This is a genomic window from Salinivibrio sp. MA607 (genome assembly GCF_001996245.1).
GTDB lineage: Bacteria > Pseudomonadota > Gammaproteobacteria > Enterobacterales > Vibrionaceae > Salinivibrio > Salinivibrio costicola.
The window spans coordinates 1-23,153 of the sequence record NZ_MUFJ01000006.1 but is presented as its reverse complement, the minus strand read 5'-3'; the positions used below and the strand labels follow the sequence as shown (position 1 = coordinate 23,153).

The following is a 23,153-nucleotide window of genomic DNA, read 5'->3' as shown; positions in this document are numbered from 1 at the left end:
GCCTCATCGCGAGGCGGTTTTTGTATCGAGCATACAACAGCGGCTATTTACGCGGCTCATCATGCGGATGGGTATCAAACTCACCATGACTGGTCCGATGCACGGTTTCCACTGCCAACGCTTTATCTAATTGCTGCGCCACATACTCAGGCGAATGGGTATGTACCGAGAGCAAGCGATACATCGCTGGGATCACCAGCAAGGTGACAAAGGTCGCAAAGGCCATGCCGGTGAAGATCACCGTCCCAACCGCGATACGACTCTCTGCCCCCGCCCCGGTTGACAGGATCAGCGGGATCATCCCTGCCAAGGTGGTAAACGCCGTCATCAAAATCGGTCGCAAGCGACGGACTGACGCATCGATAATCGCTTTTTCAAATGCAATACCACGATCACGCAATTGGTTGGCAAACTCCACGATTAAGATACCGTTTTTCGTCACCATCCCAATCAGCATGATCAAACCAATTTGGCTATAGATATTGATCCCTTGGTTGGTCAGCCACAAACCTAAAAAGCCACCTAGCATCCCCATGGGCACCGTCAACATCACTACCAAGGGGTTGATAAAGCTTTCAAATTGCGCCGCTAACACCAAGTACGATACCAAGAGGGCTAAACCAAACACCACCAGCACACTGGTTTGGTTGTCCCGAAAATCTTTCGACTCGCCCGAGTAGCCCACCGAGATATCAGCTGGCAGCGTCTCGGCCGCCGCGGAGTCGAGATAATCGAGTGCTTGGCCGAGCGTCACATCCTCACCTAAGTGCGCCGATAAGGTGATCGATTTTTGCTTGTTGGTATGGCTTAGACGCTGCGCAGAGGCGGTTTCTTCCACCGTGGTTACCGCATCCAGCGAGACCAATTGACCACTACGACTGCGCATATAGATACGACTCAGATCGCTCTTGCTGCTAAACGCATTTTCATCGCCACGGACATACACATCATATTCTTCACCGCGATCCACATAGCTGGTCTGCGCGCGACCACCTAACATGACTTCCAAGGTGTCGGAGACGTCCCGTACCGAAATGCCAAGTTCAGACGCACGACGGCGGTCTACTTTGACGACTAGCTCAGGCGTATTTTGGCTGTAGTCATAGTCTGGGCTATCAATCATGCCCGCATCACGACTCATTTCACCCAAGGTCTCAGCCCAGCGATGCAACTCAGGGTAGTCTGGGCCGCTGAGTACAAATTGTACCGGCTCAGAGCTTCGACCGCCAAAACCAGGGGCAAATGGGAAGACTTGCACATCTGGCACGCCATTCAGTACCTGACGCACTTCCCCGAGAATGGCTTGTGCTGAACGGTCGCGCTCATCCCAATCCGGTAAAAGCATGATCACAAAGCCGGTTTGATCGCCGGCACGACCACCAAACGCGGGCGTCTGCAAGCTCACCGAACTCAAGGTGCCCGCTTCCACCAGTGGCATTAAGCGCTGTTCAATTTGCTCAATGTTGCCCACCATGCGGTTATAAGCCGTCCCTTCAGCGCCTTTCACAAAGGCTAACAGTACACCACGGTCTTCTTGCGGCACCAACTGAGACGGTAAAGATTGCATTAACGCCCCACTGCCACCAAGGCAAAGTAGGATTACTACTGGGGCCATCCAACGCCAGCGCAGCACCTGCACTAAAGCGCGCCGATAATAGCTTTCAAGCCGCTCAAACCCACGTGTCACAATGCGGTTGACCGGACTGGATGAAACATTTAAGCGCAGTAACTTACTGCCCAGCACGGGCGTCAGCGTCAGGGCAATCAAGGATGAACACAACACGGTCACGGCCAGCATCACCGCAAATTCTGTGAATAGCTTGCCTATCATGCCGTCCATATAGGTAATGGGTAAGAACACCATCACCAGCACCGCCGTGGTCGCAATCACCGCAAAACCAACTTCTCGCGCCCCGCGGTACGCGGCCACCAAGGGTTTATCGCCTTGCTGTAAATGATGGAAGATATTTTCGACCACCACGATGGCATCATCCACCACTAACCCAATCGCTAAGATCAGCGCCATTAAGGTAAGAAGATTAATCGAGAACCCCAATGCTGAGGCAACGATAAAGGCCGAAATCAATGACACAGGCACGGTCACCGCGGGAATCAGTGTTGCACGCGCTTGGCCGATAAAGATATACAATACCAGCACCACCAACGCACCAGTAATAAAGAGCGTGCTGTACACTTCCTCTATCGATCGCTCGATAAATATGGTGGTGTCATAATCGACCCACAGACGCATGCCTTCAGGGAGAAACGCCTGCATATCATCCACGAGCTTATGGGCACGATCAGAGATATCAAGTGGATTGGCATCGGATTGTGGGATCAAGGCCAAACTCAAGTTGTTGATACCATTGTTTTTATAGGTCGCATCTTCATTGCGTGAACCAATCGCCACGTCCGCCACGTCCGACAAATAAATCGCGGTGCCATCGGCTGTGGTTCGTATCACCAGCTGTTTAAAATCTTCCGCATCACGATACAAACGATCGCTACGCACCGGCATGGTCATCACGTCATTGCGGATTTCCCCGCCCGGGCTTTCTAGGTTTTCCTCCCGCAATGCATCGAGAATATCTTGGGTCGTGACGCCATGTCCTGCCATCTGCGTCGGATCCAGTTTCACATACATCACTTTATACAGCGCACCGTATAAATCGACCGAGCTTACGCCGGAGATCAAACTGAATCTATCTTCCAGGGTGCGCTGGGCGTATTCGGTGAGCTGGTTGCGATCCATTTCCGATGAGGCAAGATTAATGTATATCGCGGCCTCACCGGTGCCGTTATCTTTATACACAATCGGATCATTGGCATCATCGGGCAGTCCACCTTGCGCACGCGCCACCGCATCGCGCACATCACTCACGCCTTCAGTCAGTGGGTGATCGAGGTTAAATTCCACCGTGATACGCGATGAGCCATTACGACTGACTGACGTAATTTCATCAATACCGCTGATCCCGGACAGCTCATCTTCAATCAACTGTGTGACTTGGCTTTCCATAATGCTTGCCGACGCGCCCGAATATCCGGTGTAAATACTCACCACAGGGCTATCAATATCCGGCATCTCACGCACAGAGAGCGTCGAAAAAGACACAGCACCAAACACACATAGCAGTAAACTCAAAACCACCGCCATCACCGGCCGCTTCACCGACACATCAGATAACCACATTAGCTGGCCTCCGTCTCAGATGCGGTCTCATCGACACGGCTTTGATCATCAGCTTGATGTTTAGGCGCTTCTGCATTTAACACTGATACTTGTGCGCCATCGCGCATGTTCACCAAGCCTTGTATGACGATGTTTTGCCCCGGTTCAAGTCCTTTACTCACTACCACTTGGTTATCAATGCGTGCACCGAGGGTAATTTCGGTACGATGGGCGATACCTTCATCATCAACACGAAACACATAGCGACGGGTGCCGGAATACTGCAGCGCTTGCACCGGGACAATCACCGCTTGCTGTTGTGGTAAGGCCAATTTTGCTTCCATCAGCATACCAGGTTGCAGTTGGCTTTCAGGGTTATCCAACGCGACCCGGACACCAACAGATAACGCGTCTTGATTGATACGAGAGTCCACGACCCGAATCTCACCATTGAACGTTTTGTCCGGCCAAGCTTGGGAGGTCACTACCACTGGCATATCAGGATATAAGCGGCTGAAATACTGCTCTGGGACTTGAATATCCAGATTCATACGCGACAGATTATCGAGACTGAACAAGGTTTCACCGATGTCCACACGCTGACCGACGCTAAGATCAAACAAACCGATACGCCCGGAAAATGGCGCGGTTAGGCGATGATCATCTAAATCAGATTGCGCCGACTGCAAACGGGCTTTGGCAATGTTGACGCTGGCTTGTTGTGCTTCCAACTCGGTTTGCGTCAATGCTCCGCGCTGCGCCAGCTTGTTGTATTCTTTAAGTTTACGCATTTCATCATTCAGATAGGCCGACGCTTCCAACACAGCCGCTTGGGCTTTAGCACGGTTAAATGTCACCAAAGGTGCGCCCTTTTCAACCGTTTCCCCCGGCTGCACATGGACGGTTTCAATCCGTGCCGACACTTCCGATTCAATACTGATCTGTTGATAAGCTTTGACGTTTCCCACTAACGACAGAGACGGTGAAACAGACTGGGTTTCTACCGGCGCGGTCATCACATCCACAGAGCGAGCGCCTGGTGGTGGCGCAGATGTCTCGTCGGTCGATGGCGCCGAGTCACCAAACTGCCAGTACGCGATCCCCGCCAACACAGCGACGCCCAATAGCATCCATTTTTTCATTGCATGACACCTTATTATTTGAATAGCACCAGTGTACTGATCTACTTTTTTTTTGTCCTTAAAGAATTGTAAAGGCGTTGTTTTTTATCGTTATTACATCCAAATTCGAGATTTAGCTACATAGCATTCAGACTGTGAAAACTCAGGCAGGTTTCAAAAAGCGATAAAAACAACGCTTATCGCTGATTTTGGACGCAAGACGTTGAAAAAAACACCAACCGCATTCTGAGATTAAGAAAACCCTTTACAGCTCCAATCGGTTTGGTAAGATTCGCCTCAATCGCGTGGTGGAGTTCCCGAGCGGTCAAAGGGATCAGACTGTAAATCTGACGGCTCAGCCTTCGAAGGTTCGAATCCTTCCTCCACCACCAATTTTACAAAGCAAGACTCCGTGGTGGAGTTCCCGAGCGGTCAAAGGGATCAGACTGTAAATCTGACGGCTCAGCCTTCGAAGGTTCGAATCCTTCCTCCACCACCATTTTATAAAGCAAGACTCCGTGGTGGAGTTCCCGAGCGGTCAAAGGGATCAGACTGTAAATCTGACGGCTCAGCCTTCGAAGGTTCGAATCCTTCCTCCACCACCATTTTTAAAGGGCCAGCATTTGCTGGCCCTTGTTCGTTGTGCGAAACAACACATTCTATTCGTTATCCAGTCAAGGCCGCCCGCCCATGCGGCGACCACAAATCTTGCTCTGGCCCTTTAGGCACAATGCGCGTCGGATTAATGTTGCCGTGGCTGTAGTAGTAATGGGTTTTGGTATGGTGCATATCGACCGTTCCTGCCACGCCTGGCACTTGAAATAACTCTTTCATATAGCAGAACAAATTGCAGTAGTCGGCGATACGTTGTTTGTTACATTTAAAGTGACCCACGTACACAGGATCAAAGCGGATTAAAGTGGTAAATAATCGCCAGTCTGCTTCTGTGATCTGATTCCCAGCCAGATAGCGGTTGCGACTCAGATGATCGTCCAATACCGTCAATGCACTGAATAGCTGATCAAAGGCGTCTTCATAAGCCGCTTGTTCGGTGGCAAAGCCACATTTATACACGCCGTTGTTCACGTTCGGATAAACAAATTCATTCCACTGATCTACCGCTGCACGCAGGTTTTCTGGGTAATAATCGTCATCATTCCCCGTAATGGCATTAAAGGCCGAATTAAACATCCGAATGATATCGGCCGATTCATTACTGACAATGGTCTGGGTTTTCTTATCCCACAAAATCGGCACAGTGACCCGGCCGGTATAGTCAGGTTTGGCTTGCGTGTAAAGCTGGTGAGCGTACTCAAACCCGTATAAAGGCTCGGGCTCGGAAAACGTCCAGCCATACTCCAACATTTCGGGCGCAACGACAGTGACATCAATGTGAGGCTCAAGCCCTTTCAAATGACGCATAATCAAGGTGCGATGTGCCCACGGGCAAGCGAGAGATACATAGAGATGATAACGATCGGACGCTGCTTTAAAGCCAGCATCCCCGCTTGGGCCGGCTTCACCGCTCGCGGTTATCCAATGTCGGAATCCAGCATCTTCACGAACAAAGCGCCCGCCTGATGCTTTGGTGTCATACCACACATCGTGCCAAATACCGTCAATCAGTTTTCCCATAGGTCCTCCTTTCTTTCTATGTGCAGTATATGAAGCAACAATAGAAATGTCGGCAGACCCGATTGTTGGAGTTATTCGAAAAAGCTGAGCAATGGCTCCGACATTGAGAATGTCATGATTTTGTTAGAACTTTCTTAATCGCCTTTTTCGCGTTTGACCTTCACTCACCATGTCCTCTACTGTGAATAGCGATGAATAAAAGGAGAAAATTGATGAAACGTTTATTAGCGACCCTATCTTTTGCGTTTGTTGTTGCAGCCAGTCTGCCAAGTTTCGCTGCCAATGAGACAACCGAAATGTCGGCAGATCAGCTGACTGACCAAGTGGTGAGCAGCTACGCTGAAGCGGCTGAACAGGTTGTTTCAATATCTAAAGACTATCAAAGTAAGCTCGAGAGCATCAGTGATGAAGAGCAAGCTAAAGCACTAATGGCGGAGACGCAGAAAGAAATGGCGCAAGCCATTGAGGCAACAGGCCTATCCATTGAAGAATATAACAATGTCTTTCGTCAAGCGCGTGAAGATAAAGAACTGCAAAAGAAGATCAGCAACATGATCAATGAGTAAATATAGCTTGGAACAAGGGCAAGTGTATTCTCTTGCCCTTATTGTTTAGGTTTGAGCCACCGAGACGTGCGATCTAGGTAGCCACAGCGAAATCACCGTCGTAATGAACAAGAAGACGAACGAGACCCACAAACAGGCCGCTAACCCCCATACTTGGAAAACCCAGCCCGACAACACCGTGCCAATTAATCGCCCCATCGCGTTGGCCATATAGTAAAAGCCCACGTCCAACGATACGCCATCGCCTTTGGCATAGCTCACAATCAAGTAAGAATGCAGCGACGAGTTAACCGCAAAGATAACGCCAAACAGCATTAATCCGACAATGATGACCGCTTGTGGGTGCCATTGCTCGCCAATTGCGTAAGCAATGACGCCGGTCACCACAGTAAGCCCAAGCGCCCACCCCAGCGCCGCTTTACCACCCGGTGAGTGCCCTGCTTGACGCCCAGTAATTTTTGGGGCAATCCCTTGCACCACACCATAGGCAATCACCCACAGCGCAAGAAAGCCACCGACCATACTATGGCTCCAACCGAATGTGTTGCCCAAATAAATCGGTAAGGCGACGACAAACCACACGTCTCGCGCACCAAAGAGAAACATGCGTGCCGCTGAGAGGATATTGACGCTGCGCGACTTGGAAAATATTTCTGAAAACTTAGGCTTACTTTTGGCTTTACCTAAATCCGCTTTTAGTGACACCACACTGCCAATAAAGACCACAGTCAGCACACCGGCCATGGCTGCCACCGCGTATTGAAAGCCAATGAAAGACAGCAGTGCGCCACCGACAAAAAAGCCTGCCCCTTTGAGCGCGTTCTTAGAGCCGGTGAGGATCGCAATCCACTTAAACAGCGCACCCTGTGCATTATCGGGCACCAGGGTTTTGATCGCACTTTTCGCACTCATTTTATTGAGATCTTTCGCAATCCCAGATAGCGCTTGTGCCGCCATCACCCAAGGGATGGTGAGCCACGCCGCGGGTACCGCCAGCATAGTAAGCGCCACAATTTGCATGCCTAGGCCAATATTCATGGTGCGGTTAAGCCCTAATCGAGCCCCTAACCAGCCGCCGACAAGATTGGTCACTACCCCAAAGAATTCGTAAAACAAAAACAGCGAGGCAATTTCTAAGGTGCCGTAGCCTAAGTCATAAAAGTACAGCACCACCAACATGCGCAATGCGCCGTCGGTGATGGTGAAGTTCCAATAGTTAAAGGTAACCAGCATGTACTGGCGCACAGATTGGCTTAATTGAGCAAACATAGTGGCCGTCTATTTAGGTTTGATAAAAGCGGTAAATAAAGGCGATGCACTGTATGCACCGCCACCGTTAACAAGCATCACTTACTGATCGATAAGACCGACGTTGCGCACCAACTCAGCGGTGCGCGTGGCATACCCCATTTCGTTGTCATACCACGCATAGATTTTGACCATACGCTTACCCACCACCATAGTGGACAGCCCATCGACAATGGTAGAGCGCTGATCGCCACGATAATCAATCGAGACTAAAGGACGCGCCTCAAAGCCAAGAATGCCTTTAAGCTCGCCGTCCGCGGCCTGTTGCAACAGTGCATTCACCTCGTCGGCGGTGGTATCGGTTTCCACATCAAAAATCACATCCGTCAGTGACGCATTGGCGAGCGGGACACGCACTGCATGGCCATTAATCTTGCCTTTTAGATCCGGGAAAATTTCCACAATGGCCGTTGCTGATCCTGTGGTGGTCGGGATCAAGCTCATGCCACACGCACGGGCGCGACGTAAATCTTTGTGCGGCGCATCTAAAATCGTTTGGGTATTGGTTAAATCATGAATGGTGGTGAAGGTTGACTGCGCAATTCCCAGTTTTTCATGGATCACTTTCACAATCGGTGCCAGGCAGTTCGTGGTGCACGACGCCGCAGTAACAATTCGATGTTTGCTCGGATCAAAAATCGCGTCATTAACCCCCACCACGATATTCGCCACACGCTCATCTTTGACCGGTGCAGAGACCACTACGCGCTTCACGCCTTGGTCCAAGTATTGTTGTAGCAAATCCGCGTCACGGTGTTTTCCGGTTGCCTCAATCACCACATCACAACCTGACCAATCGACTGCATCAATCGCTTTCTCTTGGCTTGTCGTTAATGTTTGGCCGTTAATCTGCACGCGATTGCCTTCCGCACTCACCGCGTGATGCCAACGCCCTTGTACCGAATCAAACTCCAGCAAATGCGCCAGCGTTTCGGTATCACCGGCCACATCGTTAATGTGCACAAACTCGAGCTCTGGCCAATCAAATGCAGCCCGTAATGCCAAACGACCAATTCGACCAAATCCATTAATCCCGACTTTAATTGTCATTACTCTCTCCTTTACACGCAGCAGGTGGGGCGTGACGCCATCTTGGCAAGCCGCGTGATATCTTCTTGATAAGTGTCTTTTAGGCAGTTGGAATCAACTAAGCCCTGAATTTGTTTGCGCATCCAGCCCGGTAAATCAGCGGCTAAGCGATAAAACACCCATTGCCCTTGGCGCGTATCAACCAACACCCCACTGGCCCGCAGTTGTGCCAAGTGGCGTGAGATCTTAGGCTGTGAGGTATCCAGCGCTTCGGTGAGCTCGCACACACATAACTGCCCTTCACGAGCAATGAGCAGCAAACACCGCACGCGCGTTTCATCCGCTAACAATTTGAAAAACTGGTGAGGCAACATAGGCTCTCTCATTACGCTTTATTAAATGAACATATGGATATACGTATATTATAATTCACGCGCAGAAATGCAAGCACCGAGGAAAACTGTCATAAAAACTTCACAGTTTTTGTGGATCAATAAAAAGCAGCCCATTAGACTGCTTGAGTACCTTAAAACGCGTTAGTCTTCCATTGACTAGATAAGCCATTGTTTAATGGTATCGTCACTGGGTACACCACCTGCGTGTATGACTTGCTCATCCATCACTACCGCCGGTGTCGACATCACGCTATAAGCCATCATGGTTTCAAGATCGGTGATTTTTTCAACTGAAACGTCGACGCTCTGGTCTGCCGCAATCGCTTCGATCTTTTCCGCTGTATGGGTGCAATTGGCACAGCCTGATCCAAGAACTTTAAATTGTTTCATTGTTTTCTCCTAAAATTGCCAAAAAGGTAAATTAAATACCCATCCTGTAACCGTGAACCCGGTCAGTAAAAGAGCAAACAGGATCGCGAGTAAGCGCCACTGCATCACCTGCTTTAACATCACAAACTCAGGGACACTGGCCGCAACAGTGCTCATACAAAACGCCAGGGTCGTTCCCAGCGGCAAGCCGTTGCGTAGTAAGCTTTCCATGATTGGGATAACGCCTGTCGCATTCGAGTACAGTGGGATCCCGATAAAGACAGAGGCAGGTACCGACCACCATTGTCCGGCCCCTAAATGGGATTCGATCCAGCCATCAGGCACAAAGCCATGCAATGCGGCACCAATGCCCACACCAATAAACACCCATTTCCAAATGCGGCTAACAATGCCTTTCATTTCTTGCTTAGCAAATTGATGGCGAGCATTCAGCGTTATCTCCGATGTGTTAGAGGGCTGAGTATGCGTCGAAGTGTCAGGTTTTGCTTGCGCCTTTTCCATCGCATTAGCCGCAAATGGCTGTAACCAGCGCTGCGCGCCGATGGCATCTAAAAAACAGCCACTAACGATGCCAATAGTGATCCCCAATGCGACATATGCAAGCGTAAACTCCCATCCCAGAAGACTAAATAAAAGCAAGATGGCCACTTCGTTAATTAATGGTGAAGTAATTAAAAAGGCCATAGTGATGCCAAGCGGGATCCCTGCGGAGGTAAAGCCAAGAAAAACAGGAATGCTCGAACATGAACAAAAGGGTGTTATGGCGCCGAAAAAGCTTCCCGAGGCATAACCGAAGAAACGCTTTTTACCGGCTAAATAGTCACGGACGCGCTCAACATTGAGCGACGCGCGCAAAAGCGCAATGAGATAAATCATCACGATCAATAGAGCGAGGATTTTGGTGGTGTCTTCAATAAAAAAGTGAATCGCCTCACCCAGTCGAGTATCTGGTGATAGCCCAATGAGTTGATAAACGAGCCAATCGGCAAAATAGGTAAAGACTTCAAACATAATGCGTCCTCTTATCGCTTGTTAGCGCGCCGGTGGTTTGAAGGTCATCAGCGCTCGTTATGGATAAGACGGACACGGGCTAAAAAGGATGCAAAAAAAAATCAGTCTGAATCTCGCAAGTGGCAACATACCCGATTGTGATCATCAAACTGAATATTACACTGTACCAGCAGTATCTCACGTAAGTGCTGTCGCGCACGCTGAATACGTGATTTAACAGCTGGCAGTGAAAGTTGATGAGCATCGGCATAATCACGCTGAGTGACGCCGCCGAGATCACATTGCTCTATCACATCACGTTGATCGTCTGGTAAGCGCCGCAACGCTTTGGGTAAACACGCCATGAGTCCAGTAATAGCTGGCGGCGCATCGTAGCTCTCGGGAAGTGGTTCAGGATCCGCAACAAGTAATGTTTTACTTTGTTTTCTATATCTGTCGATCAACAGATGATGGGCGGTGCGATACAACCAGGCGCGCGGCTGTTGCACCGCGCAAAATTGCTCATTTTGTTGCAATGCCTTGAGGAAGGTTTCCTGTAATACATCCGCACTCAACACGTCATCATGCGTTTGTTTAATCAGCCAGCGATAGAGCAACGACTCATAATCACGCCATGCTTCAAGCAAGCATGGCGTCGTAGACGTTGAAGACAACTGACTAGTCATAGCGCCGTTTCATTCTTAGCGCTACATTCACTAAGGCAATCAACACCGGTACTTCCACCAGCGGCCCAATCACTCCTGCAAAGGCTTGATCAGAGTGAATGCCGAATACCGCAATCGCCACCGCAATCGCCAGTTCAAAGTTATTACCGGATGAGGTAAACGCAATTGATGCGTTGCGGTCATAGGGGATCCCCAGTTTTTTACCCACAAAGAAGCTAATAAAGAACATCAACACAAAGTAAGTTACCAGCGGTACGGCGATACGTAACACGTCAAGCGGCAACGCAATAATCGCCTCCCCTTTTAGGCTAAACATCAACACAATGGTCGCCAACAAAGCGATTAACGTTATCGGGGAAATACGTGGCAAAAAGACGTCTTCGTACCATTGTTCACCTTTTTTAGCGACCAGCACGGTACGTGATAGATAGCCCGCCAAAAAAGGGATACCCAGATAAATCAGCACACTTTGCGCGATGTCCCCCATGGTCACATCCACCACATAGCTTTGTAACCCCAGCATAGGAGGTAAAACGGTGATAAATAGCCATGCCATCACACTGTAGGTCAGGATCTGAAATAAGCTATTCAGGGCCACTAGGGCCGCGCCATACTCTTTATTGCCACCACTGATGTCGTTCCACACCAAGACCATGGCAATACAGCGTGCAAGGCCAATTAATATCACTCCCGCCATATACCCTGGCTCATCACGTAAAAACAGCACCGCCAGTGTGAACATCAGAATAGGACCCACCACCCAGTTCATGATCAGCGACAGCGTAATGGCTTTTTTATCGCGCGTGACCGAGCCTAGTAAACGATAATTTACCTTTGCCAGTGGCGGGTACATCATGAAAATCAAGCCAATCGCCAGCGGTACATTGGTGCTCCCGACCGATAAGCGTTCACTGATGGTCGCAACGTCGGGAAAAAGCCATCCCACACTGACCCCAATGGCCATGGCGAGAAAAATCCACACGGTTAAATACCGATCGAGCCATCCCATTTTTTGCGCGGCCGACGGTGCACAGGTTTCAGATTGAGACATAAGACAAATCCTTGGTTATTGCTGACGTTGAATCACTCGTGTTGCTGATGGGACACGCTACCTATTAATGATGTCCACAAGCCGTATTGCCCTGCATTACAGGCGTGACAGAGCTCAGAAGCGAGGGGTTATTGATGGCTGTGGTGCGCAAAACACCGCGCATCCACTCAGGTAAGGTTGGGTGTAATTGGTAATAGACCCACTTACCACGACGCTCTCCGACGACTAACTGATGCTTGCGTAGCTCGGCCAAATGTCGAGAAATCTTGGGTTGACTCAGGGCTAACGCCTCCATCAGATCACATACACATAACTCACCATGCTGTGAGAGCAGCAATAGAGAGATCAGCCGAGTGGGCTCAGATAAGGCTTTATAAAATGTTAGGGTGTCACACATCGCTATAGTCTACTTTGCATACATATGGCATATCATATATATGGAGTTCCATATGTCAATCTGGGCACTGGTAAATAATGATTAATTAAAAAGAGCGTGGTTTCGTCGAAAAATTCTACCTCTTTGCCATCACTCGAATAGACTTTACGCTTTTTTTACGCGGCGAATGGCGACGTTTTTGATACATTACGGGCCTTCGTGAATGGTGTGAGCTTCGAGAATGTTACAGTCTCTTCGTCGATACCCTGTGTGGGCATCTTTTAGTATGCTCGGCGTCACTCTCCTACTTTGCTGGGGATTGAATGCCTTCTTCCCAGTGACGATTGCCGTATTACTGCTTCTTCAACTCGCCGTGGCCATTGTTGCCCTGCAATCCGGCCCCTCTCTGGCTGTGCCGATATCTTTAGTGGCAGCACTGAGCTTTAATTTTCTTTTCACCGCCCCGCGCTTTTCTTTACAAATGAGCGACGTCACTGACGTCATTAATTTGGTGGTATTTATGTTGGTCGCTGGCGTGACAAGTTACATAGCACACTTTTACCGCCAACAACGTGATGAATTAGAGCAAACCCGATTAAGAAATAGCATCTTACTCTCCGTTTCACACGACTTACGTACCCCGTTAGCGACAATTATTGGTACCTTGACAACGTTGCAAGCGTATATGAATAAACTGTCGCATACAGAAAGAAATGAGCTACTCGATAGCGCGACGCAAGAAAGCCACCGCCTACATCACTACATAGAGAACTTGCTGCAAGCAACTAAATTGCAACACGGTAGCTTAGTGATCAATAAAAACGCTGAAAACATCATCGATGTTATCAATGTTTCTGTCTCTCGGTGTCATGAGCCTGAACGAGTAAAAATTACCAGCACTGAATCTCCTACTGTGCCGGTCAGCCGTGCACTAATAGAACAGGCCCTGTTTAATATTATTGATAACGCCTTAAGATATTCTCCGGCAAACACCATTGTGACTATCCATGTATATAGTCAATCAAATAGTATATACATCGATATAAAAGATCAGGGTGAAGGGATCCCCCTAAAACATGCACATAAGATATTTGATCTTTTTTATACAACGCACGAGGATAAAAAAAGCGACAGTGGATCAGGGCTGGGGCTGGCGGTTGCTAATGGAGTTATACGGGCACATCAGGGCAGGATTGAGTTAGCACACTCAGAAATAGGCTGTTTAATGAGAATTCGTTTGCCTGTGGATGGTGGAGAGTAATGATGGCATACCGCGTATTATTGGTTGATGATGAAAAACAAATCCATACATTTGTACGAATATCACTGAATGCAGAAGGGTTTGATTATCTCGGTGCATATTCATTAGAGAGCGCATTAAGTGTTATTCAGCATCAGTCCCCCGATGTGATTGTTTTGGATTTAGGCTTACCCGACGGAGAAGGTGTTTCTTTACTCAATTACATTCGAGAAAAAGGACATACAACACCGGTTATTATTCTCACCGCGCGCGATCAGGAAGAAGAGAAAATTACGTTACTCGAAGCCGGTGCGAATGATTATATAAGCAAACCATTTGGCGTGAAAGAGCTCATTGTCAGAATAAAAGTACTCGTTAGAGATTTAATCGCGCCTTCAAAGAAAACCGAGGACCTCATTCAGTGTGGTGAGTTAAGTCTATCTTTGTCAAGCCATCAATTTTGGTATCACTCTCGTTTAGTCTCGTTAACGAAGAAAGAGTTTCATTTTATGAAAATACTGATGGAAGGAAACGGCTGTTTAGTAAAACAAGATGACCTTCTCATCTCAATTTGGGGTGAGACACACAGGCAAGACAACCATTATCTGCGTGTTTTAGTCAGTCAAATAAGAAAAAAGATATGTAAGGACGCGAGTCAACACAACATAATAAAAACGGAACCTGGCATTGGTTATCGCCTTTGTGTTAACGAGGATGACCATGATTAACCCTAAAAGCACCATTCGTTTATTATCGATGCCCATTCTATGGATGGGCATTGTCCAGTTTGTATTTGGCCTGTTGTCGCTTTTTTTATTTAACGATCATATATCTAAACTTTTTTTTGGCCCAGCCATCGCAATATTGTTTATGTCGTTTTTGATCTCATTCTTCTTCAGAAGAGAAACACTAGATAATGTAGCATTTAGAGAAGCACTTATTTTTGCAACCTTGACTTGGGTTGTCACTGGTATTCTCGGTGCATTACCCATTTATTCAGTGACCGGCGTTAACTTTACTGATGCGGTGTTTGAATCTATCAGTGCATTAACCACAACAGGTGCTACGATTTTATCAGGCCTAGACGCAATGCCGCCTTCTTTTTTAATGTATCGTCAATTTCTACAATGGATGGGTGGGCTCGGTGTTGTTATTTTTGTTGTGGCGGTCTTGCCGATGCTCAATGTCGGCGGAATGCGTCTCCTTAAAGCAGAAACACCTGGCCCAATAAAAGACGACAAGCTTTCTCCTCGGATCACAAAAACCGCCCATTATCTATGGGGAGTCTATTTATCTATTACGGCATTGTGCGCTCTTTCTTATTACGTATCAGGCATGTCTCTCTTTGACGCCATAGGCCACAGCTTTACAACCGTCTCTACCGGTGGCTTTTCAACGCATGACGCTAGCATGTGGTACTTTGAAAGCCATAGCATTTTAATGATTGCTAATGTTTTTATGCTATTAGGGGCTATCAACTTTGGTTTGCATTTTCGTGTTTTTCAGCGCGGTGCAAGAGGCGTGAAGTTATACATTCAAGACGAAGAAGCCAGAATATTCGTACTCATTGTTCTTTTTTTGGGGAGTGTGTTAGGCCTCTATCTCTATAAAACCGAAACTTACCCATCATTGGCATCCTCGGTAAGCTTTGCACTTTTCCATGTCGTGTCTTTTATTACCAGTACTGGTTACGGCGCTGCTGATTTAGGTGCATGGCCGGCAGCAACTGCATTGTTTTTAGTTTTCTGTGCTTATCTTGGCGGCTGCTCTGGCTCAACAGCAGGTGGTAATAAAATCATTCGAGATATCATCACATTTAAAGTGATACGTCGTGAAATCCAACAGCTTTCACATCCGCGTGCAGTGATCCCAATTCGATACCAAAATAAGGCCGTGTCGTCTGATGTTACCAATGCCATTATGGCGTTTATGTCATTGGTAGTATTAACCACGGTTGTGTTTACGATTTTAATGATGATGACTGGGCTTGATTTTTGGACATCGTTCACTGCTGTTGTCGCTTGTATTAATGTATTAGGCCCTGGTTTTGGTGATGTAGGTAGCAATTTCCAGCCTGTAAGTGATATTGGGATATGGTTGCTTAATTTGGCAATGATTCTTGGTCGGCTAGAGTACTTTACGGTTCTAGCTATGTTATTACCCCATTTTTGGAAAATATAATAAGGTTATCATGCTATGGCACATTTTACTGTCATTGGGTTAGGTCGTTTTGGTATCGCAGCGAGCCTCGAGCTTATTCACCTTGGTCATACCGTTACCGGTGTCGATAAAGATTCTAAAATGGTTGAGCAATATGTGGAAGATTTGACCCAAGCGGTTATTTGTGACTCCACAGACGAAAATGCACTACGCGAACTTGATTTAGCAAATAGTGATGCTGTGCTTGTCGCGATTGGAGAAGATATGCAATCCAGTCTCTTGTGTACGCTTGCGTTAAAGAACCTAGGTGTCAAAGAGATTTGGGTTAAAGCCAGTACCAAAGCGCACCATACGATTGTCTCTAAATTGGGCGTGTCTCGTATTATTCATCCTGAAGAAGAAATGGGCATACGTGTTGCCCAGTCTTTAAACTATCCAATGGTTAATAATTATCTTGCCATTGGTCATGGCTTGTACGTTGTAGAAATTGAGATAAAACCCAAACTTCATGATAGGACAATTGCACATGCACTTGGCGATGCGCGGACCAGCATCACGCCATTGCTGGTTAAGCGCGGTCAAGAGGTAATCACGGGGTTAGATACAGGCTTTGAATTGCGTAAAGGCGATCAATTACTTTTGTGTGGAACCCGAGCCGAACTGAAATATATTGCCCCGAGGTTAGTGTGACATGGTGTTATGGCATCCCTCTGTTAGCCCCGTAGAGCGTAAACCGAAAGCGGGTAAGAAACTGTTAGGTGCACCACCGCTGATTCTAAGTGGTAGCTTTGCATTGTTGATTCTATTAGGAACATGTCTTTTAAAATTGCCTTTCGCAACGACTGCGCCTATCTCTTGGATTCAAAGCCTATTTACAGCAACCTCAGCAGTGACAGTCACTGGGCTTGTTGTTGTTGATACAGGTACCCAGTTCACTATGTTTGGGCAAACGGTGATTGCACTGCTTATCCAGTGTGGTGGGCTGGGTTTAATGACCTTTGCCATTGTGACGTTAATTGCGTTGGGCGGACGGATAGGTTTTTTACAACGAACCGTCGCGCGTGAAGCGTTCAATCAGACAGATGCCTCAACGTTAACGTCAACAGCTAAGTCGGTACTTGTTTTCGCGCTACTGGTTGAAGTGATTGGGATGGCAATACTCACACTGCGCTGGCAGGGCGAGCTAGGTTGGAGTGACAGCTTATTCCACGGTTTTTTTTACACCATTAGTGCATTTAATAATGCAGGGTTTGCCCTCAGCGCCGATAGCCTAATGCCATATGTCGATGATATTACAGTCAATCTGACCATTACTGCGCTCTTTATTATCGGGGGCTTAGGCTTTACCGTATGGATCGACTTGCGGCGTCATCGGCGTTGGTCAAAACTCACGGTGTACAGCAAAATGATGATCATAGGGACATGTTTAATTAATGGTGTAGCGTTAATTGCCATTTACCTCATTGAATACGACAACCCCAATACACTGGCTCCCTTGAGTGAATCTGGAAAATGGCTTGCTTCGTGGTTTCAAGCAGTAACACCGCGTACCGCTGGCTTTAATACATTGGCTATTGATCAGCTCGAGGATGCAACCACCGCCATTATCTTGGTGCTAATGTTTATTGGAGGAGGATCGCTAAGTACCGCTAGTGGCATAAAAGTCGTCACCTTTATGGTACTTGTTTTGGCAACATATGCATTTTTACGTCGTGATGAAGCGATTTACGTCTATAAGCGTGAAATAGCCAGAGACACCGTCAGTAAAGCGTTAGCACTGTCTCTTATCTCGATAGGGATGACTTGGTTCGCTATTTTTTGCTTGTTGTTGAGTGAAAGCGCAGAAATGACGGATGTGGTGTTTGAAGCCGTGTCCGCATTAGGAACGGTAGGCCTTTCACGAGGACTCACTGGGTCATTATCTGATGTAGGTGAGTTTATTATCATTTTTATGATGTTTGCTGGCCGACTGGGTCCGCTAACTTTGGCTTACTTTTTAGCCAGCCCAAGAAAGAAAAAGCTACGCTATGCCGAGACAAAGCTGGCGATAGGATAAGCGAGCGCTAGAATCATTAACGCGGTGCTGATGTGCCGCGTTGGTGGTCGTCAATACCAAAGAATTATTGGTTAAAACCCTTTACATCGTAAAAAAATGCTGTAGTGTGGCTAAAGCTCTAGATACGGAGCATCATAAGACATCAAGTCAAAGTCGAGACAGACCACGCTATTTCCCGCATAGACTCTCTGCAGTATTCCACTTTCGCTTTTTTCCTACATTGATAACCCGTTAACTTGAACACTTTATTTGCTACCACGCTGTTTATTTGCAAAAACCGATGCGCTGGTATCACTTTACTTGTGGTAATAGCTTGACTGACAACGTGCTGACTTATTAAGCAGCACAAACTGTAAAGCACCACGATCTGTTAAATATATGGAGATCCAATATGGCTGCAACAAACGGCAGACTGCGTCACTGGTATCATTTGCGCCGTGCGCAAACACAACCACAAACACCATCAACCACATTTAAATCAGTAAGGAACGCCATTGATAGTTAATTTTGCTCTTCCTAATCTTGCCAACTGGCAGGTCGTGATCCATCAGTTTAACGGGGATATTATCCTCAAGCATTTGCTTCATCGTCTTCCTGTTTTGTCTCAACCTACCCTGCGTTTTGACCCCTGCACCCAAGAAGGCGCGATTTTTAGTCAAGGTGAGTGCTTAGGCGCCTTTTCGATCGCAAGCTAATTTCCCCCATTACGTACCACGCATCCTCGTCACCATACGCCGAGCATTGCATTGAGGCCGCCTTTCCGTTCATTGAACGAAGCTGGTAAAGTGTCTTACTATCAATAAGACAACAAAGGCAGCCTCACACGTGAAAATCATCTCTTTTAATATCAACGGTATTCGAGCGCGTTTACATCAACTGCAAGCCTTAATTGAAAAACACCAGCCTGACGTGATCGGGTTGCAAGAAACCAAGGTGCACGATGATGCCTTTCCACTCGCCGATGTCGAAGCCATGGGCTATGAAGTACACTTTCATGGCCAAAAAGCGCACTATGGTGTGGCGATGCTATGCAAAAAGTCGCCAATCAGCGTACAAAAAGGGTTTCCAACCGATGATGAAGACGCCCAACGCCGTATGATTATGGCCACGTTTGAAGGCGAAAATGGCCAACCTGTCACCGTTCTCAATGGTTACTTTCCCCAAGGGGAAAACCGTAGCCACGAAACCAAGTTTCCTGCCAAGCGTAAATTCTACCAAGATTTGATGACCTATTTAGAGGGTCGTGATCCCAGCGAACACCTGGTGGTCATGGGCGATATCAACATCAGCCCTAAAGACGACGATATTGGTATTGGCGATCACAATGCCAAGCGCTGGCTACGCACCGGTAAGTGCTCTTTCTTACCTGAAGAGCGTGAGTGGTTAGAGACGTTGATGAATTGGGGCTTCGTGGATACCTTCCGCACCCTACATCCAGCGGTGAATGATCAGTTCTCGTGGTTTGACTACCGTTCGCGCGGTTTTGATGATAACCGTGGCTTACGCATTGATGTGGTGTTAGCCACCCAAGATCTTGCCAGCCGCTGTATTGATGCGGGGATTGATTACGAGCTGCGCGGCATTGAAAAACCCTCCGATCACGCGCCAATTTGGGCCACCTTTAAATAAGCCCTCGAATTGGCCGCGCAAGCGCGCTTAACAATATCGCTTAAGACGCCGCTTAATATTATTACGCCGCAGCATGGCTATGCTGCGGCGTTTGTCATTTTGCGATATGCCTATAACAGCTAGCTCAAAGGCCGCATATGACGTAAAAAGCGACGCTCTGCTAAGCGGAACATCCATAGGATGCTAAATGTCAGCGCCATATAGAACACACCCGCGGTCAAAAAAGATTCAAAGGGCGCATAATAACGCGAATTTACAATCCGAGCCGCCCCAGTGAGATCAACAATGGTGATAATCCCTGCCACCGCTGAGCCGTGAAGCATAAATACCACTTCGTTACTGTATGCCGGTAAAGCACGGCGCATCGCACTGGGTAGAATGATCCGCGAAAAGGCTTTATACGGGCTCATGCCATAGGCAATCGCCGCTTCCACTTCTCCTTTGGGTAAGCCATTGATGGCGCCACGAATAATTTCAGCGGTATACGCTGCAGTGTTGAGGACGAATGCGACGAGCGCACAAAACCATGCATGTTGCCACAACGAATCTTCAACGTTTACCACTTGGCTTAGGCCGTAGTAAATCAAATACAGTTGGATCAGTAGCGGCGTCCCCCGAAAAAAGTAAATAAACGCCCACGCAGGATAACGCCAAAGGGGAAACTGTGCATTGCGCGCCACGGCGACAGGCACGGCCACCAGCAAACCAATCACTAACGCGGAGGCCACCAGCCATACGGTCGTCCAAAGGCCATCGAGATAAATCGGCCATGTTTCGAGTACAAGTGAAAAATCCATAGTCACCTACCGCGTATGAATACTAAAGCGACGCTCCATCCAACGCAGCCCGGTGGTCGAGATGCTGGTAAAGAGCAAGAAAATAAGCGCGACGGTAAAGTAAAACGTAAATGGCATTTGGGTCGAGCCGGCTGCCAACGCGCCTTTACGTACCATGTCATCCAAGCCAATAATGGACACCAGCGCGGTGGTTTTTAACAGTACCAACCAGTTGTTACCAAACCCTGGCAGCGCATGGCGGATCATTTGTGGCAACAAGATGCGGCGAAACGCCAAACTACTGCTCATACCATAGGCGCGCGCGGCTTCCATCTCGCCGGCGTCGACCGCCATGATGGCCCCCCGAAAGGTTTCAGCCATGTAAGCACCAAAAATAAAACCTATGGTTAGGATCCCGGCGATAAACGGGCTAACGTCGATATAGTCGGGTAAATAGGCAGTCCAGTCATGGTCGGGGTTTTGTCCGGCCATGTACTCATTGAGCCATTCATTCATGCCATATAAGCTGTTATTGAGCAGCATTTGACCGCCGTAAAAAATCAGCATCATCAATACCAAATCAGGGATCCCACGAATCACCGTGGTATAGACGGTCGCAATGCCACGCAACCAACCCAATTTAGATAATTTGGCAAGCGCCCCGAGCATCCCGAGTAACATGGCCAAGCCCAGTGATAATAGCGCAACCTGAAGGGTCACCCATGCGCCTTCAAGCAGGGACCACTCGTAACCTTTCAAATCAATCATATGATTCGGGCAGCACTTTCATGCTGCCCGCCTGCCTTTTACTCGCCGTAAACGTCGTAGTCGAAGTATTTGGCAGCAATCTCGTCATACACGCCTTTTTCACGTAATGAATCAATTGCTTGATTAAGTTTCTCAGTCAGCGCTTTGTCTTGTTTGCGTGTCGCAATCCCAAAGCCCTCGCCAAACCACTCAGGGTCAGTCAAAGAAGGACCGATAAATTCAAATTCATCGCCACCCTCTTTATCGAGAAGCCCTTGCTGCAAAGCGGAAGCATCCCCCAAAATGGATTCAATACGACCTGCTTTAAGATCCAGGTAGGCTTCGTCAAAGGTGCCGTAACGAACGATATCCACCGCGTCGCCATAGTTGTCGGTAAGATATTTGTCGTGTGTGGTTGCACGCTGTACACCAATTTTCACCCCGTCGAGTCCTTCTTTGGTGAAGGTGAGATCCGTGCCCTTTTCGGCCACAAACTTGTTCGGGATTAACGCGTATTTATTGGTAAAATCTACCTTTCTTTTACGCTCTTCTGTGATCGACATCGCTGCGATAATGGCATCGTATTTACGCGCCAACAGTGACGGAATGATCCCGTCCCAATCTTGCGCGACGATCTTACACTTGGCCTGCATTTCCTCACACAGCGCATTGGCCATATCGACATCAAAACCTTTGAGATCACCTTCGTTTGTGGTCCAGCTAAAAGGAGGGTAGGCGCCTTCAATACCAAAACGTACGACCTTCCAATCCTTGGCTGCAACGGAGGTTGACCCAACTGCGGCCATCACGGCGGCGGCAACTAGCCATTTTTTCATCTTCCTTTCTCCTGTCGTTTAACGATGTTGTGTGGGCAAAGGCCCTATTGCATGGTTATGCTATTGATAATTCTATTTAATTAATCAGTATATTGACGATATAAATTGCTGCAGACGCTCAGAATCAGGCGCATCAAACAGTTCTTTCGGGTTGCCCTGCTCTTCCACTAATCCTTGATGCAAGAACATCACATGATTAGAGACATCACGCGCAAAACTCATTTCATGGGTTACCACCAACATGGTGCGCCCTTCCTCGGCCAGTGAACGCATCACGCCCAACACTTCCCCCACTAACTCGGGGTCAAGCGCGGAGGTTGGCTCATCAAACAAGAGTACTTCTGGTTCGACGGCAAGCGCTCGTGCAATGGCAGCACGCTGCTGCTGGCCGCCTGACAAGTGGCCGGGATAGTAGTCACGGCGCTCGTATAAGCCAACCCGATGGAGAAAGGCTTCAGCATCTTCAATCGCTTTTGCTTTGGGCACGCCGAGCACATGCACTGGCGCTTCTATCACATTTTGCAGCACCGTCATGTGCGACCATAGATTGAACCCCTGAAACACCATCGCCAGACGAGAGCGAATGCGCTGTACTTGTTTATCGCTGACGGGCACCGGATCGCCTGCACGGTTATTTTTCATTTTGATCAATTCACCATTGACCCAAATTTCACCGCCAGTAGGGGTTTCAAGTAAGTTAATACAGCGCAAAAAGGTACTTTTACCAGACCCGGAAGACCCGATAATCGAGATGACGTCGCCGCGGTGGGCATCGAGTGAAATGCCTTTGAGCACTTGATGCTGCCCAAAGCTTTTTTTAAGTGACTTAACCTGTAGCGCTACTGCATCCGTCATGCGCTAACTCCTATCATCCGTGATAATTATTGTATTGAGTTTATCAATTGAAAATATCACCCCTTCTCTTAAGGAGCAACATTTTGTTAACCTTTAAATCTGTTTTATTATAGTCACTATTACTGCATAAAAAGT

Annotated in this window: 23 protein-coding genes and 3 tRNA genes; 11 read left to right on the top strand and 15 right to left on the bottom strand. The window is 47.9% G+C overall.

The window, feature by feature from the left end; translation table 11 throughout:
- Positions 1–43 precede the first annotated feature (43 nt).
- Positions 44–3,193 carry a multidrug efflux RND transporter permease subunit gene (locus tag BZG81_RS04380; RefSeq protein WP_077676822.1) on the bottom strand — a complete coding sequence of 1,050 codons (3,150 nt, stop codon included), beginning with the start codon at positions 3,191–3,193 and terminating at the stop codon, positions 44–46.
- A complete protein-coding gene (locus BZG81_RS04375; RefSeq protein ID WP_077676821.1) occupies positions 3,193–4,314 on the bottom strand; it encodes an efflux RND transporter periplasmic adaptor subunit in 1,122 nt (373 codons plus the stop codon). Before BZG81_RS04375 ends, BZG81_RS04380 begins: the two co-directional genes overlap by 1 nt.
- Before the next feature lie 286 nt (positions 4,315–4,600).
- Between BZG81_RS04375 and BZG81_RS04370 the strand changes: the two genes are divergently transcribed.
- The 3 genes from BZG81_RS04370 (at position 4,601) to BZG81_RS04360 (ending at position 4,898) form a co-directional block, all read left to right on the top strand.
- A tRNA-Tyr gene (locus tag BZG81_RS04370) sits at positions 4,601–4,685 on the top strand.
- Positions 4,686–4,707: 22 nt separating this feature from the next.
- Positions 4,708–4,792, top strand: a tRNA-Tyr gene (locus BZG81_RS04365).
- 21 nt (positions 4,793–4,813) lie between these two features.
- Positions 4,814–4,898, top strand: a tRNA-Tyr gene (locus tag BZG81_RS04360).
- A 61-nt stretch (positions 4,899–4,959) separates the two neighbouring features.
- Here BZG81_RS04360 and BZG81_RS04355 read toward each other — a convergent pair.
- The gene (locus BZG81_RS04355) at positions 4,960–5,928 is read right to left on the bottom strand and encodes a glutathione S-transferase family protein (protein WP_077676820.1); all 969 of its coding nucleotides are present in this window, start codon (positions 5,926–5,928) and stop codon (positions 4,960–4,962) included.
- A 212-nt stretch (positions 5,929–6,140) separates the two neighbouring features.
- Here BZG81_RS04355 and BZG81_RS04350 point away from each other — a divergent pair, with 212 nt between their 5' ends.
- Complete coding sequence (locus BZG81_RS04350; protein ID WP_158011530.1) at positions 6,141–6,494, top strand: DUF4168 domain-containing protein; 354 nt, start codon at positions 6,141–6,143, stop codon at positions 6,492–6,494.
- Between the two features lie 45 nt (positions 6,495–6,539).
- Here the strand turns inward: BZG81_RS04350 and arsJ are convergent, their stop codons facing one another.
- The 8 genes from arsJ to BZG81_RS04310 all read right to left on the bottom strand — a co-directional run bounded on the left by arsJ (position 6,540) and on the right by BZG81_RS04310 (position 12,740).
- Positions 6,540–7,763, bottom strand: coding sequence for an organoarsenical effux MFS transporter ArsJ (gene arsJ / locus BZG81_RS04345; protein WP_077676819.1), 1,224 nt, complete (start codon positions 7,761–7,763; stop codon positions 6,540–6,542).
- 81 nt (positions 7,764–7,844) lie between these two features.
- Positions 7,845–8,852, bottom strand: a complete 1,008-nt coding sequence (locus tag BZG81_RS04340; protein ID WP_077660918.1) for an ArsJ-associated glyceraldehyde-3-phosphate dehydrogenase — start codon at positions 8,850–8,852, stop codon at positions 7,845–7,847.
- An 11-nt stretch (positions 8,853–8,863) separates the two neighbouring features.
- A complete protein-coding gene (locus tag BZG81_RS04335) occupies positions 8,864–9,205 on the bottom strand; it encodes a metalloregulator ArsR/SmtB family transcription factor (protein WP_021024015.1) in 342 nt (113 codons plus the stop codon).
- A 177-nt stretch (positions 9,206–9,382) separates the two neighbouring features.
- Positions 9,383–9,616 (bottom strand): thioredoxin family protein, encoded by a 234-nt coding sequence (locus BZG81_RS04330; RefSeq protein ID WP_077660917.1) that lies wholly within the window; start codon positions 9,614–9,616, stop codon positions 9,383–9,385.
- 9 nt (positions 9,617–9,625) lie between these two features.
- Positions 9,626–10,627 carry a permease gene (locus tag BZG81_RS04325; RefSeq protein WP_077660916.1) on the bottom strand — a complete coding sequence of 334 codons (1,002 nt, stop codon included), beginning with the start codon at positions 10,625–10,627 and terminating at the stop codon, positions 9,626–9,628.
- A 101-nt stretch (positions 10,628–10,728) separates the two neighbouring features.
- Positions 10,729–11,292 (bottom strand): sigma-70 family RNA polymerase sigma factor, encoded by a 564-nt coding sequence (locus BZG81_RS04320; protein WP_077660915.1) that lies wholly within the window; start codon positions 11,290–11,292, stop codon positions 10,729–10,731.
- Complete coding sequence (gene arsB / locus BZG81_RS04315; protein ID WP_077660914.1) at positions 11,285–12,343, bottom strand: ACR3 family arsenite efflux transporter; 1,059 nt, start codon at positions 12,341–12,343, stop codon at positions 11,285–11,287. The genes BZG81_RS04320 and arsB overlap by 8 nt, the downstream gene beginning before the upstream one ends.
- A gap of 64 nt (positions 12,344–12,407) precedes the next feature.
- Positions 12,408–12,740, bottom strand: a complete 333-nt coding sequence (locus BZG81_RS04310) for a metalloregulator ArsR/SmtB family transcription factor (RefSeq protein ID WP_077660913.1) — start codon at positions 12,738–12,740, stop codon at positions 12,408–12,410.
- Positions 12,741–12,960: 220 nt separating this feature from the next.
- On the opposite strand from BZG81_RS04310, the gene BZG81_RS04305 reads away from it, so the two are divergent.
- The 7 genes from BZG81_RS04305 (at position 12,961) to xthA (ending at position 19,804) form a co-directional block, all read left to right on the top strand.
- Positions 12,961–13,980 (top strand): sensor histidine kinase, encoded by a 1,020-nt coding sequence (locus BZG81_RS04305; RefSeq protein ID WP_108743373.1) that lies wholly within the window; start codon positions 12,961–12,963, stop codon positions 13,978–13,980.
- 2 nt (positions 13,981–13,982) lie between these two features.
- Positions 13,983–14,687 (top strand): response regulator transcription factor, encoded by a 705-nt coding sequence (locus BZG81_RS04300; RefSeq protein ID WP_021024011.1) that lies wholly within the window; start codon positions 13,983–13,985, stop codon positions 14,685–14,687.
- Positions 14,680–16,140, top strand: a complete 1,461-nt coding sequence (locus BZG81_RS04295) for a TrkH family potassium uptake protein (protein WP_077660912.1) — start codon at positions 14,680–14,682, stop codon at positions 16,138–16,140. The genes BZG81_RS04300 and BZG81_RS04295 overlap by 8 nt, the downstream gene beginning before the upstream one ends.
- A 15-nt stretch (positions 16,141–16,155) precedes the next feature.
- The gene (locus tag BZG81_RS04290; protein ID WP_021024009.1) at positions 16,156–16,809 is read left to right on the top strand and encodes a potassium channel family protein; all 654 of its coding nucleotides are present in this window, start codon (positions 16,156–16,158) and stop codon (positions 16,807–16,809) included.
- Position 16,810: 1 nt separating this feature from the next.
- Positions 16,811–18,175 carry a TrkH family potassium uptake protein gene (locus tag BZG81_RS04285; protein WP_077660911.1) on the top strand — a complete coding sequence of 455 codons (1,365 nt, stop codon included), beginning with the start codon at positions 16,811–16,813 and terminating at the stop codon, positions 18,173–18,175.
- 494 nt (positions 18,176–18,669) lie between these two features.
- Positions 18,670–18,870, top strand: a complete 201-nt coding sequence (locus BZG81_RS15460) for a hypothetical protein (protein ID WP_077460110.1) — start codon at positions 18,670–18,672, stop codon at positions 18,868–18,870.
- A gap of 130 nt (positions 18,871–19,000) precedes the next feature.
- Complete coding sequence (gene xthA / locus BZG81_RS04275; protein WP_077460109.1) at positions 19,001–19,804, top strand: exodeoxyribonuclease III; 804 nt, start codon at positions 19,001–19,003, stop codon at positions 19,802–19,804.
- A gap of 119 nt (positions 19,805–19,923) precedes the next feature.
- Here the strand turns inward: xthA and BZG81_RS04270 are convergent, their stop codons facing one another.
- From BZG81_RS04270 to BZG81_RS04255, 4 genes are all read right to left on the bottom strand, one after another.
- Positions 19,924–20,601, bottom strand: coding sequence for an ABC transporter permease (locus tag BZG81_RS04270; RefSeq protein ID WP_021024004.1), 678 nt, complete (start codon positions 20,599–20,601; stop codon positions 19,924–19,926).
- A gap of 6 nt (positions 20,602–20,607) precedes the next feature.
- Entirely contained in the window at positions 20,608–21,348 is a 741-nt protein-coding gene (locus tag BZG81_RS04265) for an ABC transporter permease (protein ID WP_077460108.1), read from the bottom strand.
- Between the two features lie 38 nt (positions 21,349–21,386).
- On the bottom strand, positions 21,387–22,163 hold the full coding sequence (locus BZG81_RS04260; protein ID WP_021024003.1) for an ABC transporter substrate-binding protein: 777 nt from the start codon (positions 22,161–22,163) through the stop codon (positions 21,387–21,389).
- A gap of 84 nt (positions 22,164–22,247) precedes the next feature.
- Positions 22,248–23,018, bottom strand: coding sequence for an ABC transporter ATP-binding protein (locus BZG81_RS04255; protein WP_077460107.1), 771 nt, complete (start codon positions 23,016–23,018; stop codon positions 22,248–22,250).
- Positions 23,019–23,153: the final 135 nt, after the last annotated feature.

Excerpts from the sequence above, each read along its gene's own strand:
- BZG81_RS04310 (WP_077660913.1), bottom strand. The coding sequence starts at position 12,740 with ATGTGTGACACCCTAACATTTTATAAAGCCTTATCTGAGCCCACTCGG.
- BZG81_RS04355 (WP_077676820.1), bottom strand. The coding sequence starts at position 5,928 with ATGGGAAAACTGATTGACGGTATTTGGCACGATGTGTGGTATGACACC.
- BZG81_RS04285 (WP_077660911.1), top strand. The coding sequence starts at position 16,811 with ATGGTGTTATGGCATCCCTCTGTTAGCCCCGTAGAGCGTAAACCGAAA.
- BZG81_RS04340 (WP_077660918.1), bottom strand. The coding sequence starts at position 8,852 with ATGACAATTAAAGTCGGGATTAATGGATTTGGTCGAATTGGTCGTTTG.
- arsJ (WP_077676819.1), bottom strand. The coding sequence starts at position 7,763 with ATGTTTGCTCAATTAAGCCAATCTGTGCGCCAGTACATGCTGGTTACC.
- BZG81_RS04265 (WP_077460108.1), bottom strand. The coding sequence starts at position 21,348 with ATGATTGATTTGAAAGGTTACGAGTGGTCCCTGCTTGAAGGCGCATGG.
- arsB (WP_077660914.1), bottom strand. The coding sequence starts at position 12,343 with ATGTCTCAATCTGAAACCTGTGCACCGTCGGCCGCGCAAAAAATGGGA.
- BZG81_RS04290 (WP_021024009.1), top strand. The coding sequence starts at position 16,156 with ATGGCACATTTTACTGTCATTGGGTTAGGTCGTTTTGGTATCGCAGCG.
- BZG81_RS04375 (WP_077676821.1), bottom strand. The coding sequence starts at position 4,314 with ATGAAAAAATGGATGCTATTGGGCGTCGCTGTGTTGGCGGGGATCGCG.
- BZG81_RS04260 (WP_021024003.1), bottom strand. The coding sequence starts at position 22,163 with ATGAAAAAATGGCTAGTTGCCGCCGCCGTGATGGCCGCAGTTGGGTCA.
- BZG81_RS04320 (WP_077660915.1), bottom strand. The coding sequence starts at position 11,292 with ATGACTAGTCAGTTGTCTTCAACGTCTACGACGCCATGCTTGCTTGAA.
- BZG81_RS04335 (WP_021024015.1), bottom strand. The coding sequence starts at position 9,205 with ATGTTGCCTCACCAGTTTTTCAAATTGTTAGCGGATGAAACGCGCGTG.
- BZG81_RS04380 (WP_077676822.1), bottom strand. The coding sequence starts at position 3,193 with ATGTGGTTATCTGATGTGTCGGTGAAGCGGCCGGTGATGGCGGTGGTT.
- BZG81_RS04305 (WP_108743373.1), top strand. The coding sequence starts at position 12,961 with ATGTTACAGTCTCTTCGTCGATACCCTGTGTGGGCATCTTTTAGTATG.
- BZG81_RS04350 (WP_158011530.1), top strand. The coding sequence starts at position 6,141 with ATGAAACGTTTATTAGCGACCCTATCTTTTGCGTTTGTTGTTGCAGCC.
- BZG81_RS04325 (WP_077660916.1), bottom strand. The coding sequence starts at position 10,627 with ATGTTTGAAGTCTTTACCTATTTTGCCGATTGGCTCGTTTATCAACTC.
- BZG81_RS04270 (WP_021024004.1), bottom strand. The coding sequence starts at position 20,601 with ATGGATTTTTCACTTGTACTCGAAACATGGCCGATTTATCTCGATGGC.
- BZG81_RS04255 (WP_077460107.1), bottom strand. The coding sequence starts at position 23,018 with ATGACGGATGCAGTAGCGCTACAGGTTAAGTCACTTAAAAAAAGCTTT.
- BZG81_RS04330 (WP_077660917.1), bottom strand. The coding sequence starts at position 9,616 with ATGAAACAATTTAAAGTTCTTGGATCAGGCTGTGCCAATTGCACCCAT.
- BZG81_RS04295 (WP_077660912.1), top strand. The coding sequence starts at position 14,680 with ATGATTAACCCTAAAAGCACCATTCGTTTATTATCGATGCCCATTCTA.
- BZG81_RS04300 (WP_021024011.1), top strand. The coding sequence starts at position 13,983 with ATGGCATACCGCGTATTATTGGTTGATGATGAAAAACAAATCCATACA.